At 30.0% G+C, this 12,849-nt stretch carries 14 protein-coding genes; 10 read left to right on the top strand and 4 right to left on the bottom strand.

What is annotated here, in order from left to right:
• Window positions 1-163: 163 nt before the first annotated feature.
• The 3 genes from WHA43_RS02310 to WHA43_RS02320 are packed head-to-tail and all read left to right on the top strand — an operon-like array spanning window position 164 to window position 2,668.
• Window positions 164-1,489 carry a dicarboxylate/amino acid:cation symporter gene (locus WHA43_RS02310; RefSeq protein WP_105045549.1) on the top strand — a complete coding sequence of 442 codons (1,326 nt, stop codon included), beginning with the start codon at window positions 164-166 and terminating at the stop codon, window positions 1,487-1,489.
• Between the two features lie 7 nt (window positions 1,490-1,496).
• Window positions 1,497-2,336 carry a sulfurtransferase gene (locus WHA43_RS02315; RefSeq protein WP_105045550.1) on the top strand — a complete coding sequence of 280 codons (840 nt, stop codon included), beginning with the start codon at window positions 1,497-1,499 and terminating at the stop codon, window positions 2,334-2,336.
• A 2-nt stretch (window positions 2,337-2,338) separates the two neighbouring features.
• Window positions 2,339-2,668, top strand: coding sequence for a hypothetical protein (locus WHA43_RS02320; RefSeq protein ID WP_105045551.1), 330 nt, complete (start codon window positions 2,339-2,341; stop codon window positions 2,666-2,668).
• Between the two features lie 28 nt (window positions 2,669-2,696).
• Here the strand turns inward: WHA43_RS02320 and WHA43_RS02325 are convergent, their stop codons facing one another.
• From WHA43_RS02325 to WHA43_RS02335, 3 genes are read right to left on the bottom strand one after another with little or no spacing between them, the layout of a single operon-like run.
• Complete coding sequence (locus WHA43_RS02325) at window positions 2,697-3,641, bottom strand: aldo/keto reductase (protein ID WP_226742909.1); 945 nt, start codon at window positions 3,639-3,641, stop codon at window positions 2,697-2,699.
• The gene (locus WHA43_RS02330; protein WP_105045552.1) at window positions 3,638-4,294 is read right to left on the bottom strand and encodes an HAD family hydrolase; all 657 of its coding nucleotides are present in this window, start codon (window positions 4,292-4,294) and stop codon (window positions 3,638-3,640) included. Before WHA43_RS02330 ends, WHA43_RS02325 begins: the two co-directional genes overlap by 4 nt.
• Window positions 4,295-4,711, bottom strand: a complete 417-nt coding sequence (locus tag WHA43_RS02335; protein WP_105045553.1) for a thiol-disulfide oxidoreductase DCC family protein — start codon at window positions 4,709-4,711, stop codon at window positions 4,295-4,297.
• A 175-nt stretch (window positions 4,712-4,886) separates the two neighbouring features.
• Between WHA43_RS02335 and WHA43_RS02340 the strand changes: the two genes are divergently transcribed.
• From WHA43_RS02340 to WHA43_RS02360, 5 genes are all read left to right on the top strand, one after another.
• Entirely contained in the window at window positions 4,887-5,588 is a 702-nt protein-coding gene (locus tag WHA43_RS02340; RefSeq protein ID WP_105045554.1) for an ABC transporter ATP-binding protein, read from the top strand.
• Entirely contained in the window at window positions 5,581-6,813 is a 1,233-nt protein-coding gene (locus tag WHA43_RS02345) for an ABC transporter permease (RefSeq protein ID WP_105045555.1), read from the top strand. Before WHA43_RS02340 ends, WHA43_RS02345 begins: the two co-directional genes overlap by 8 nt.
• A gap of 4 nt (window positions 6,814-6,817) precedes the next feature.
• A complete protein-coding gene (locus WHA43_RS02350) occupies window positions 6,818-8,062 on the top strand; it encodes an ABC transporter permease (protein WP_105045556.1) in 1,245 nt (414 codons plus the stop codon).
• A gap of 14 nt (window positions 8,063-8,076) precedes the next feature.
• Window positions 8,077-9,192, top strand: coding sequence for an efflux RND transporter periplasmic adaptor subunit (locus tag WHA43_RS02355; protein WP_105045557.1), 1,116 nt, complete (start codon window positions 8,077-8,079; stop codon window positions 9,190-9,192).
• A 256-nt stretch (window positions 9,193-9,448) separates the two neighbouring features.
• Window positions 9,449-10,465: a DUF481 domain-containing protein gene (locus tag WHA43_RS02360; protein ID WP_105045558.1), complete on the top strand. Its 1,017-nt coding sequence runs from the start codon at window positions 9,449-9,451 to the stop codon at window positions 10,463-10,465.
• 18 nt (window positions 10,466-10,483) lie between these two features.
• On the opposite strand, the gene WHA43_RS02365 is transcribed toward WHA43_RS02360, so the two are convergent.
• Window positions 10,484-10,837, bottom strand: coding sequence for a helix-turn-helix domain-containing protein (locus WHA43_RS02365; RefSeq protein ID WP_105045559.1), 354 nt, complete (start codon window positions 10,835-10,837; stop codon window positions 10,484-10,486).
• 344 nt (window positions 10,838-11,181) lie between these two features.
• On the opposite strand from WHA43_RS02365, the gene WHA43_RS02370 reads away from it, so the two are divergent.
• Window positions 11,182-12,234, top strand: coding sequence for a M14 family zinc carboxypeptidase (locus WHA43_RS02370; RefSeq protein ID WP_105045560.1), 1,053 nt, complete (start codon window positions 11,182-11,184; stop codon window positions 12,232-12,234).
• Between the two features lie 75 nt (window positions 12,235-12,309).
• Entirely contained in the window at window positions 12,310-12,789 is a 480-nt protein-coding gene (locus WHA43_RS02375) for an Lrp/AsnC family transcriptional regulator (RefSeq protein WP_105045561.1), read from the top strand.
• Window positions 12,790-12,849: the final 60 nt, after the last annotated feature.

The following is a 12,849-nucleotide window of genomic DNA, read 5'->3' on the forward strand; positions in this document are numbered from 1 at the left end:
ACTTGCAATTTTTGATTCTTAAAAATGATTAAAGTTTCATAAATTTCGCACATAATTTCTTCTTATATTGATTTATATTATCAATTTCATAATAAATTGCAGAAAATTTCTGTAATTTCTAATATTTTTCTACCTTTCAAGCTCATAATTTTTAAACAAAAACATGAAAAAACTAGCATTACATTGGAAGATTTTAATTGGAATGATTGTAGGAATCCTTTTTGGATTGGGAATGACAACTATTGATGGTGGAGCTACATTTGTTGCCAATTGGATCAATCCATTTGGAACTATTTTCGTAAAATTATTGAAACTGATTGCGATTCCATTGATTTTAGCTTCGCTTGTCAAAGGAATTTCTGATTTAAAAGACATATCAAAATTTAAAAATATTGGTTTAAAAACCATCTCAATTTATATTGGCACAACTGTAATTGCTATTTCCATTGGATTATTAATGGTAAATATTGTAAAACCTGGAAATGGAATTTCTGAAGAAACCATCAGTAAATTGACAGAAACTTATGCAAATAGTGGTGATGTTCAATCTAAATTAGCAGAAGCATCCAAACAAAAAGGTTCAGGCCCTTTGCAGTTTTTAGTTGATATTGTACCTGATAATGCTTTAAAAGCAATGGTTGATAATTCAGCCATGTTGCAAGTAATCTTTTTTACCATTTTTCTTGGAATTTCTATGCTTTTGATTGGTGAAAAAAGAGCAAAACCTTTAAAAGATTTTTTTGACTCATTAAACGAGGTAGTCCTTAAAATGGTCGATATCATTATGTTATCAGCACCATTTGCCGTTTTTGCATTGTTGGCAAATGTGGTAGTTTCTTCTGACGATCCTGATCTCTTAGTGGCATTGTTAAAATACGCAGGAACAGTGGTTGTTGGTTTAATTTTAATGATTTCATGCTATATTTTATTGATTAGCATTTTTACAAAAATGAATCCATTTTGGTTTTTAAAACAATTAAGTCCTGCTCAATTGTTAGCATTTTCTACGAGTTCAAGTGCAGCAACATTGCCTGTAACTATGGAGAGAGTTGAAGAACATATAGGTGTTGACAAAGAAGTTTCAAGTTTTGTACTTCCTGTTGGCGCTACAATTAATATGGATGGAACAAGTTTATATCAAGCAGTTGCAGCCGTTTTTATTGCACAAGCATTGAGTTTCGATTTGACTTTTGCTGATCAATTAACTATTATTTTAACAGCTTTGTTGGCTTCCATTGGTTCAGCTGCAGTTCCTGGTGCAGGTATGGTGATGTTGGTAATTGTTTTGGAATCAATAGGTTTTCCTGCTGATAAATTGGCCATTGGACTAGCATTGATTTTTGCAGTTGACAGACCTCTAGATATGTGCAGAACTGTGGTAAACGTAACAGGAGACGCAACCGTATCTGTTTTGGTTGCTAAATCTGTTGGAAAACTGCACGATCCAAAACCAAAAAATTGGGATGATAATCTTGATGAAATAAAATAAGATTGATATGTCTTTAAAAATTCCTGCACCTTTAGTTTCTGTTGATTGGTTATTGGAACATTTAGAAAATGATTCACTTCTTATTTTAGATGCAACCATTCCAAAAGTAGGATCAAAACCTACTGAAATTTTAGAAGAAAAACTCCAAATAAAAAATGCATATTTTTTTGATTTGAATGATTTTTCTGATAAAGATGCTCCTTTGCCAAATACAATATTATCAGCTGAGAAATTTCAACAAAAAGCACAAGAATTTGGCATCAATAACAATCATTGTATTGTAGTGTATGATGATTTAGGAATTTATTCAAGCCCCAGAGTTTGGTGGATGTTTCAATTGATGGGATTTGAAAATATTGCAGTTTTGGATGGTGGTTTTCCAGAATGGAAAACAAAAAATTATCCTACTGAAAAACCAACAAAACAAAATCTTTCTAAAGGCAATTTCATTTCAAATTATCAACCTGAAAAGATTGCTTTTATGAAGAATGTTTTAGAAAATATCTCATCAAATAGCCATTTAATTTTAGACGCTCGATCTGAAGGTAGATTTTTTGGAACTGAACCTGAACCGAGAAAAGAGGTAAGAGGAGGCCATATACCAAACTCTAAAAGTTTGCCACATTCAGCCGTTTTATCAGGAACAAAAATGAAGTCTGCTGAAGAGTTAAAAATGATTTTTGAAGCCAAAAACCCTGAAAATAAACCACTTATTTTTTCTTGTGGTTCAGGAATTACAGCTTCTGTTTTGGCTTTAGGAGCAACAATTGCTGACATCAAAAATCATTCAGTTTATGATGGATCTTGGACAGAATGGGGACTTTCTGATGCGCCAATAAATTTGTAGTTATGGAAAATGGAGATTGGTCAAAAAAAGAATTTTTAGCATACGTGCTATTATATGCTGCTCATTGCAACTATTTTGAAGATTCTAAAGAGTTGAATTTTATTTTATCTAAAATTGATGATGCCACTTTTCATAAAATTCACACAGATGTTGTGATGGATTCAGAAGTTACAAAACTCAAAAAAATACAACAGTATACATTTGAAAATAAACTTTCGCAAACAGAAAAAGAAACGATTTTAAAAGACATCAAACAAGTTTTTTTTGCTGATGGAACTGTAGATTTGATTGAAAAAGAATTGTTTGCAACTTTAAAAAAGATATTTTCATAAACTTTTCAATAAAATTTGAATTTCTTTTTTACCAAGGCAATTGAAGATTTGCAACTTCATTATTATAAAATTCCTCTAATTTAATGAGCTCAGTTTCATAAATAGGATATAACGTACTTTTAACATTACTCTCTAATTGAGAAATACTCAAAGCCCCAGGAATTACAGTAGAAACTGTTTTATAAGCCAAACAAAATGAAATTGCTTTTTGAGCTAAATTATCTTCTTGCTGTAAAATTTCTTTTACACGATTTACCAATCTTGCTCTTGTCTCAATATCGTGCTTAGACCAACGATTTCTGATGTCTGTAAAAACACTTTTAGCATCATATTTTCCTGTCAACCATCCAGAGTCAAGAGGAATTTTAGCAATGATTGCAACTTCTTTTTTTTCAGCAAGTTGAAAAGCAAGTTTAGCATCTTGATGTAAAATATTAAAAAAAGCTTCTATTACTGTAGCATTTGTAGTTTCCATCAATAATTTCATTTCTTCAAAAGTATCTAAAGATGCTCCGTAAGCTTTTATTTTACCTTCCTCAATCAATCTTTCTAAAATTTCATAATGATCATTTTTGTTTCCATCTAAAAAATGCAAAGGCGGATTGTGAATTATGAGAGAATCAACACATTCCATTTGAAGTCTTTTCAAACTACTTTCTAAAGAATTTCTGATAGTTTTTGAACTGTAATCGGTTTTACCCAAGTGATTATGACCAAATTTTGTATTGATGACAAATGAATCTCTTTCGTGATTTTTTAAAATACGTCCCAATCGTTCTTCACTTGTTCCCAAACCATAATTCGGAGCAGTATCAAAAAAATTAATTCCGAGGTCAATGGCTTTTTCAACAATAGTTGTTGCTTCTTTTTCAGAGACAGATTTCCAGCAAAAATCATCACCCAATTGCCAAGTTCCTAAACCAATTTCTGATACTTTTTGAATTGTGGTTGTATAATTTCTATAATTCATCATAAATAGGTATAAATTTGAGAGAAATCATCAATAATCAAATCCGCTTTCTCTAAAGTTTGATCAGCTGCTAAAGGATTTCTAAAACCAAAAACAAAAATTCCAGCATCATTTGCAGCCTGAATTCCGTTGTCAGAATCTTCAATAACGACGCAATTTTCTTTTGAAAATCCTGATAAAGAAGCGGCTTTTTCAAAAATTTCAGGATGTGGTTTAGACGCTTTTAAGTCTGCACCACTAATTTTTGCCTTAAAAAAATCATTCAATTGAAAACGATTAAAAACACGATTGATATTTTCCATAGCTGAGGATGATGCTAAAATCAACGTTATTCCTTGTTGATATGCTTTTTCAATCAACTCTTTCACACCATGAACCAAATGCAATGCTGGATCGTTTTCAAAATAATTTACATAGCGTTGTCGCTTTTCTAACACCAATTCTTCAGGATCAATATCTAGCTGAAAATGAGCTACTAATTTTTGAAAAGCATTCAATGTTGATGATCCTGTAAAAGTTTTATATAGCTCTTCAGTAACATCTACGTTGATAAAATTAAAGGTCTCAAAATAGGCTTTTTTATGAATTTCTTCTGAATCAATAACGACGCCATCCATATCAAAAATGATACATTTAATGCTTGTAGGTAAAGTCATTTATGGTAAAAATTTTGTTTTAATTTCGGGAGTTGGCATCATACAACTTTCTTTTTTCCCAAACCATTTATAGCGGTTTTTAGCAATGATATCATAAATAAAATCTCTAAAACCCACAGGAAAAATTTTGATAATAAAACTTAATCTCCAAATTCCTCCAAAATCCTCCATAATTTTTAGAGCAGCACTGCTTTTAATTTCATAAGAAATCCCTGGTTCATATAATATTATGGCATCAATTTTTTTGGTATCAATACCTAAATATTTTGTCAATTCTTTACCTGTTTCTGATTGTAAATTCGCAAAGAGAAAGGTGTTTTTTTTATCATATTTTATAATTTTTAAAACAATTCCATTGCATAAATTACACACACCATCAGTGAGAATAATTTTTTTATCTTTTGGGATATCAATCATTTAGCCAATTTTATTTTTAAAATCACACAAAAATACGGCAAGAATTTTAAAAAGCTTGTAACATTTTTTAAATTGATACGTCTTATTTCTGTTACCAAGTGTTTTTAGCTTTTAACAATTACTTAGTATTCATACCATAAATTATTGAATACTTTCGTAAAAAATTAACCAAAGAATGATTAGAATAGAAAAACTCCATAAATCCTATCCTATAGGAAAAGAATCCATCCACGTTTTAAAAGGTATTGATTTACATATCAAAGAAGGAGAATTTGTTTCCATTATGGGATCATCAGGTTCTGGAAAATCAACGTTGTTAAATATTGTTGGTTTATTAGACATTCATGACGAAGGAAATTACTACTTGAATGGAGAATTAATTAAAGACATGAACGAAAAGAAAGCAGCTATTTTACGCAACAAATTCTTGGGTTTTGTGTTTCAATCTTTCAATTTAATTTCTTACAAAACTGCTTTAGAAAACGTAGCGTTACCTCTTTATTATAAGGGAGTTAACAGAAAAGATCGTTTAGAGATTGCTATGGAATATTTAGAAAAAGTAGGCTTAAAAGAATGGGCAAACCATTTACCAAACGAACTTTCTGGAGGACAAAAACAACGTGTTGCCATTGCAAGAGCCTTGGTTACAAAACCAAAAGTTGTTTTAGCTGATGAACCTACAGGAGCTTTAGATTCTACTACAACTGATTCAGTAATGGATTTATTAAAGGACATTAACAACGAAGGAATGACTGTTTTTGTAATTACTCACGAAGAAGAAGTTGCTGCGCAAACAAAACGTATTGTGCGTTTAAAAGACGGAATTATTGTGAGTGACGAATTAACCAAAAACGCAAAACAAGCTTCACATGTTTGATATTGATCGTTGGCGCGAAATTTTTCAAAGTATCAATAAAAACAGATTACGATCAATATTATCTGGTTTTACAGTTGCTTTTGCCATTTTGTTATTTACATTATTATTTGGAATTGTAAGTGGATTAAGCAATTCCTTTAAAAGTGCATTTGCAGACGATGCTCAAAATGCCATGTTTGTGCGTGTTTGGCAAACCTCAAAACCTTACAAAGGTTTACAAACAGGAAGAACTATTCAACTTAAAAATGATGATTTTAATTACGTTAAAGATGAATACGAAAGTAAAATTCAATATCAATCTGCCAGAATTTACAAAAATTTTACATTAAAATATAAAAACGAAGCGAATAGTTATAGTGTTCGTGCAGTGCATCCTGATCATCAATTTTTAGAAAAAACAATGATTGATGAAGGACGTTATTTGAATGAAAAAGATTTGCAAGAAAAATCAAAAGTTATTGTTATTGGACGATTGATAAAAGCAGATTTATTTGGTGAAAAACCAGCTTTAGGAAAAAGAATCAATGTGAATGGAAGTTCGTATTTGGTGATAGGAATTTTTTCTGATGAAGGAGGAGATAATGAAGAAAGATTGGCGTACATTCCTGTTACTACAGCCCAAATGATTTATGGTAATAACGATTACATCAGTCAAATTAACTTAGGATACAATCCTGATTTGAATTTAGATGAAGCCATCTCTTTTGGAAAACAATTAGAAAGAGATTTGCGTTTTAAATTAAATATCCATCCTGATGATCAAAGTGCACTTTCTGTTAGAAACATGGCTGAAGCCAATAAAAACGTAGGAAGTTTTATGGCCATTTTATATGCCATCGTAATTTTAGTTGGCTCAGGAACATTGATTGCAGGTATTATTGGAATTAGTAATATCATGATCTTTGTGATAAAAGAACGAACTAAAGAATTTGGAATTCGAAAAGCATTAGGTGCACAACCTTTATCAATTGTTTGGATGGTTGTTCAAGAATCCGTTTTTATAACCACCATTGCAGGGTATTTAGGATTGTCTTTAGGCACCTATTTATTAAGTTTAATTGGCGATAGTTTAGAGGAAGATTATTTTATAAAAGACCCAAGTGTAAGTACTGGAATCGTGGTAGGAGCAACAGTAGTACTAATTTTATCAGGCTTAATTGCTGGTTATATTCCTGCAAAAAGAGCCGCAAACATCAAACCTATTGAAGCTTTAAGAGCAGATTAAAAATATGAAATTTATATTCGATTCAGATTCTTGGCAAGAGATTTACGGAAGTATTCGTAAAAATAAAGTTCGTACAGGCATCACTATTATAGGTGTTTTATGGGGGATTTTTCTGCTCGTGGTTCTTTTGGGTGCTGCACGTGGGATGGAAAATGGCTTTAAAAAATTATTTGGTGATTTTGCAACAAATAGTGTTTTTGTTTGGACACAATCAACAGATACTCCTTTTAAAGGTTTTCAAGAAGGCAGAAGATTTCGATTAAAAGAGGCCGATATTGAAGTATTAAAAAGAGAATTTGAAGGCGAAATCAAATTATTAGCACCAAGAAATCAAACAAACAATTTAATCACACACGATTTTAAATCAGGAAATTTTCAAGTTTGTGGAGATTATCCAGTATTGGATCAAATTCAAAAGAAAAAATTGATTTACGGTCGTTTTATCAATGAAAATGATATGTTAACTTCAGCAAAAGTTACGGTCATTTCAGAAGATATGTACATTCAATTATTTGATAAGGGAGTATATCCAATAGGAGCTTACATCAAAATTAACAGTATCAATTATAAAGTCGTTGGCGTTTATGAGCGATCTAACAATATTGATCTTGATGGAGATGCTGCTTATATACCTTTTTCAACTTTTAAAAGAGTTTATAATACTGGAAATAATATTGATTGGATGGTGATTACTGCTGAAGAAGGCATCAATATTGAACAAATGGAAAAAGATGTAATTCTTACTTTGAAAAACTTACACAATGTGCATCCAGAAGACAAAAGAGCTTTTGGTTCTTTCAACTTAGGAACTCAAATATCTAAATTGACAGGTTTTTTAACAGGTATGCAATTTTTAACTTGGTTTGTGGGAATTGCTACATTAATTGCAGGAGTTTTTGCCATTGGAAACATTTTATTGATAACCGTTAAAGAACGTACCAAAGAAATTGGAATTAGAAGAGCCATTGGAGCAACTCCAAGAAGCATCCGTCAACAAATTATATTAGAATCGGTTTTTTTAACCACCATAGCTGGAATGTTAGGTATTATTTTTGGTAGTGCAATACTTTTTATTATTGATACTGCTTTTGGTCAAGGACCTGATGCTGCACTAGTAAATCCTACAGTAAACATTCCAATTATCATCATCGCATTTGCCACGTTAGTAGTGTTAGGAACCTTAATAGGGTTGATTCCTGCTCACATGGCAACTATAGTAAAACCAATAGAAGCATTAAGAGAAGAATAAATCAATCACAAATCATGAGTAAAAAAGCAAAAATCATTTTAATAATTATTGGGGTATTTTTTATTGCCGCATTAATTTGGTTCGGAAAAAAGAACAGTAAAAGTATTATTCAATATGAAACCGAAAAACCTTTTAAGACTACAATTTTAAAGAAAACAGTAGCTACAGGAAAAGTGACTCCTTTAGAAGAAATTGAGATAAAGCCTCAAATAACTGGTATTATTGATAAAATATTTTTGCTTGAAGGTGCAAAAGTTGTAAAAGGAGACTTGATTGCAACAGTAAGAGTGGTTCCGAATGAGCAATCATTAATAAGCGCAAAAGGACGTGTTGACAACATCAAAATAATTTTAGACAATGCTAAAATTGTATTGGATAGAAATAAAAATTTATTTGAAAGAGGCGTAATTTCTAAACAAGAATTTGAAAACATCGAGCTAAATTACAATCAAACTTTGCAAGATTTAAAAAATGCTCAAAACGATTATCAAATCATTAAGAGTGGTTCTTCTGGAGCTGCAGGTGCTGCAAACACTAATGTTTATGCACAAATGACAGGAACTATTTTAGAAATTCCGGTAAAAGAAGGAGATCAAGTTATTCAATCTAATAATTTCAATGCCGGAACAACAATTGCTTCTATAGCAGACATGAACAAAATGATTTTTGAGGGAAAAGTTGATGAATCAGAAGTTGGTAAATTGATAAATGGATCAGAAATTGAAGTTTCAATCGGCGCAATAGAAGGGAAGAAGTTTCCTGCAAAACTAAACTTTATCGCTCCAAAAGGAACTGAAGAAGCAGGTGCAGTACAATTTAAAATTAAGGCTGATGTTTCTCTAGACGAAAGTTATTTTATTAGAGCTGGTTACAGTGCAAATGCTGATATTGTTTTAGAGAAAAAAGAAAATGTACTAGCAATTAAAGAAGCACTTCTAAGATTTGATCCTAAAACTGAAGAGCCTTATGTTGAAATTAAAAAAGCGGATGGTTCTTTTGAAAAAAGAATGCTAAAATTAGGAACTTCTGATGGTGTTAATGTTCAGATTTTAGAGGGTATTAAAGAAAATAATGAAATAAAAGTTTGGAATAAAACAACCAAAGACGACGAAAAAGAAGCACAAAAATAATTTTTCATCAAAATAAAAAAAGGAGCTGAATATCAGCTCCTTTTTTATTGAATTCAATTGTTTTATTCCATAGAAATTAACATCAGCACTAAAATGCAAAAATCGCATGAAAAGTTGTTTATTTTAAAAGATAATTATTTTAGTATATTTGCTAAAAACCAATCATTTTAAAGAATAAATAATTGATTATCAATGTTATAAACATAAAATAACTACAATAATTTCATCAGAAAATAAAAAATGAATTAGAAAATCAATGAATACATTCCAAAAATACTATACAATTCTATTTCTTTTTTTAGGATTTCAATCAATGGTGAGTCAATCAGATACCTTAGTTTTTAACACAGGAAATAAAATGATTGGTGAAATTAAAAAAATGGAAAAAGGTGTTTTAGAAATTGATGTTCCTTATGGAAAAGAAAATTTCAAAATAAAATGGAGTGATATCAAGGAAATTTACACATCAAATAAATTTTTAGTAACCGTAAATACCAAATTATATCGTGGTAAAATTGCAACAGTAATCTCTGAAAAAGTAAAAATATTTGATAAAAATGAAGAGTTTATTGTATGTGATTTGAAAAATATTTTATTCATAAATGAAGTAAATGAAGTTTTAAAAAATCGATTTTCAGCAAGTTTAGAAATGGGATTTAATTTGACAAAATCTCAAAATACACAACAATTTTCATTACGTTCATCTTTAGGTTACAAAACAGATAAAGCAAATATTGAAGTCTCTTACAGCGTATTAACTACTAATCAAAATGAATCAGAACCCGCAAAAAGAACTGATGGATTAATCAATTACAGACGCATTTTAATAAATAGATGGTATGCAATTGGATCTGTAGTTACATTATCAAATTCCACTCAAAAAATTGATATTAGAGCTAATACTCAAATTGGTGTCGGTAATTATATTTTTGCCAACTCAAAAGGTTATTGGGGAGTAAAATCGGGCGTAAACAATAACCTCGAAAAATTTGCTAACAATTTTAGTACATTAAATAGTTGGGAAGGATATTTAGGTTCTGAATTAAATCTTTATGACATGGAAGATTTTAATCTTGCGTTGGTTTTAATGAATTATTCAAGTTTTACAGATTCAGGCAGATATCGTGCAGATATAACTTTTGATATCAAATATGATTTACCACTCAATCTTTTTGTAAAAGCAGGAATTTCTTTCAATTACGATAACAAACCAACTTTAGGAGCCAGTACTTCTGATTATATTTTAAGAACAGGTTTTGGCTGGGAATTGTAGTTTTTAATTTAAAATCGATCAGTATTTCATATACTCATCAAAAGTACCATCAGTATAAAATACTACAATGCGTTGAATTTTTTTTTCATCTGCATTAGAAGATTCTACTGATAATGGAGCAGAGGAGAAGGTATTATTTGAAACCAACTTCGGAAAATGTCCTTTACCATCAACCAACCAATACAAATCAACTTCTTCAAAAACGGAGGTGATTTTTAAGATAAAATCTAAACTAGGTTTGTTTCTTCCAGATAAAATATGTGAAATACTTGAACGTTGCACACCTATTTTATCAGCAAAAAGTGCTGCTGAAATAGCGTAATAATCCATGATTTTTTTGAGTCGATTTGTAAACTCATCACCGTTTATCATTGTAAATTGTAATTTTTACACAAAAGTAAATCAATTACAACTGAATACAAAGTAATTTCATTAAGAATATAATCTTAAATAATTAATAATGAATTGATAGTTTAGGTAAATATTATATTCTATTGATATACATTTATTTAAATAAATAATAAAACTTGATATAAGCATTGATTATGATATTGATAATTCTAAGTTAATTTGTAAAAAACAACTATTCTAAAAATTACAATTGTAAAATAATTGTAATTTACGAATGTAAATTAACTGCAATTTACATTTGTAATATTTTAATTGTTTACTGAAATGTAATCCTTTATTTTTGCCAAAATTAATTTTTGTAATTCGTGCCAATTTTAACAACTACTTTTGTAAAATCCATTTTTGAAAAACATAAAGAAACGTCACTTTTTGGCAAATGGATTCGATTTCAAAACATTGAACCCCTTTTTAAAAAACATGAATCAATTTTTGAAATTCAACAATTAGGAGCATCCGAATTACATAAACCAATCATGCAATTGAAAATTGGAACTGGTGAAAAACGAATTTTGCTATGGTCTCAAATGCATGGTAATGAAAGTACCGGAACTAGAGCACTTTTTGATTTGTTTAATTGTTTTTCGGGTAATTCAAAAAAATTATCTACAATTTTAGAAAATTGCACGTTATTATTCATTCCGATGTTAAACCCTGATGGCGCTGAAGTTTACACCAGAGTCAATGCAAACAATATCGATTTAAATAGAGATGCCGTAGATAGAGTTGCTATTGAAAGCAAATTATTACGAAAAACCTTAGAGGATTTTAACCCTCATTTCTGTTTTAATTTACACGATCAACGAACTATTTTCGGAGTTGAAGGCACTAAAAACACGGCAACTATTTCTTTTTTAGCGCCTTCAGAAGAAGTTTCGAGAGCAATAACAAAAGGCAGAATTCAAACAATGAATGTTATTGTAGCTATGAACGAATTGCTACAACAAATTATTCCGAATTTTATAGGAAGATATACAGATGAATTTTATCCAACTGCAACTGGTGATAATTTTCAAAAACTTGGATATAATACTATTTTAATCGAATCAGGACATTTCCCTGAAGACTATTCTCGAGAATTTTCTAGAGAATTTACATTTTATGCTATTTTACAAGGTTTATTTCATATAGCTACAAACACCGAATTCAATTCGTATCAAAGTTATTTTGAGATTCCGAATAACAAACAAATGTTCTTTGATGTAATTCAAAGAAATCCAACAAAAAAAGATCTGGCTTATCAATATGTTGATAAAATTATTGATAACCAATTGGTTTCTTATTTAGAAAAAATTGAAGGAGAAGACTTGAAAAACAAGACAGGTCTTAACGAAATCGTTTTCTTCAACAAAAATATTTAAATTTTTCTCATTTTTTATTATTATGTATTAAATTTAATTTATAAATTTGCATCATAATTTGAATAATACACAAAAATGAAAAAATTTCTTTTAGATGAAATAGATCATCAAATCTTAGATATCTTAATAGAAAACGCAAGAACTCCTTTTACGGATATCGCTAAACAATTATTAGTATCTGCAGGAACCATTCACGTTAGAGTTAAAAAGATGGAAGATGAAGGGATTATTCAAGGTTCAACTCTCACGTTGAATTACGAAAAAATGGGTTATTCTTTTATTGCTCATGTGGGTGTTTTTTTAGAGAAAACTTCTATGACTCAAAGTGTTATTGAAAACTTAAAGAAAATTCCTAACGTAACAGTTGCCTACGTTACTGCTGGTAAATACAATATTTTTTGTAAAGTTAGAGCTAAAGGAACCAATGATGCCAAAGACGTTATATACAAAATTGATGATATTCCTGGTGTAAATAGAACAGAAACCATGATTGCTTTAGAAGAAAGCTTGAATGATAAAAAACGTATGATGCACGCAATTTTTGCAGAATTATAACAGGCATCTTACAATTTTATAAAATACAAACCTTATCAAAAAATGATAAGGTTTTTTTAT

The sequence above is a fragment of the Polaribacter gangjinensis genome, from assembly GCF_038024125.1.
GTDB lineage: Bacteria > Bacteroidota > Bacteroidia > Flavobacteriales > Flavobacteriaceae > Polaribacter > Polaribacter gangjinensis.

What these genes read in the sequence shown, in the direction of transcription:
- WHA43_RS02310 (WP_105045549.1), top strand. Translation starts at nt 164, where the DNA reads ATGAAAAAACTAGCATTACATTGGAAGATTTTAATTGGAATGATTGTA.
- WHA43_RS02315 (WP_105045550.1), top strand. Translation starts at nt 1,497, where the DNA reads ATGTCTTTAAAAATTCCTGCACCTTTAGTTTCTGTTGATTGGTTATTG.
- WHA43_RS02320 (WP_105045551.1), top strand. Translation starts at nt 2,339, where the DNA reads ATGGAAAATGGAGATTGGTCAAAAAAAGAATTTTTAGCATACGTGCTA.
- WHA43_RS02325 (WP_226742909.1), bottom strand. Translation starts at nt 3,641, where the DNA reads ATGATGAATTATAGAAATTATACAACCACAATTCAAAAAGTATCAGAA.
- WHA43_RS02330 (WP_105045552.1), bottom strand. Translation starts at nt 4,294, where the DNA reads ATGACTTTACCTACAAGCATTAAATGTATCATTTTTGATATGGATGGC.
- WHA43_RS02335 (WP_105045553.1), bottom strand. Translation starts at nt 4,711, where the DNA reads ATGATTGATATCCCAAAAGATAAAAAAATTATTCTCACTGATGGTGTG.
- WHA43_RS02340 (WP_105045554.1), top strand. Translation starts at nt 4,887, where the DNA reads ATGATTAGAATAGAAAAACTCCATAAATCCTATCCTATAGGAAAAGAA.
- WHA43_RS02345 (WP_105045555.1), top strand. Translation starts at nt 5,581, where the DNA reads ATGTTTGATATTGATCGTTGGCGCGAAATTTTTCAAAGTATCAATAAA.
- WHA43_RS02350 (WP_105045556.1), top strand. Translation starts at nt 6,818, where the DNA reads ATGAAATTTATATTCGATTCAGATTCTTGGCAAGAGATTTACGGAAGT.
- WHA43_RS02355 (WP_105045557.1), top strand. Translation starts at nt 8,077, where the DNA reads ATGAGTAAAAAAGCAAAAATCATTTTAATAATTATTGGGGTATTTTTT.
- WHA43_RS02360 (WP_105045558.1), top strand. Translation starts at nt 9,449, where the DNA reads ATGAATACATTCCAAAAATACTATACAATTCTATTTCTTTTTTTAGGA.
- WHA43_RS02365 (WP_105045559.1), bottom strand. Translation starts at nt 10,837, where the DNA reads ATGATAAACGGTGATGAGTTTACAAATCGACTCAAAAAAATCATGGAT.
- WHA43_RS02375 (WP_105045561.1), top strand. Translation starts at nt 12,310, where the DNA reads ATGAAAAAATTTCTTTTAGATGAAATAGATCATCAAATCTTAGATATC.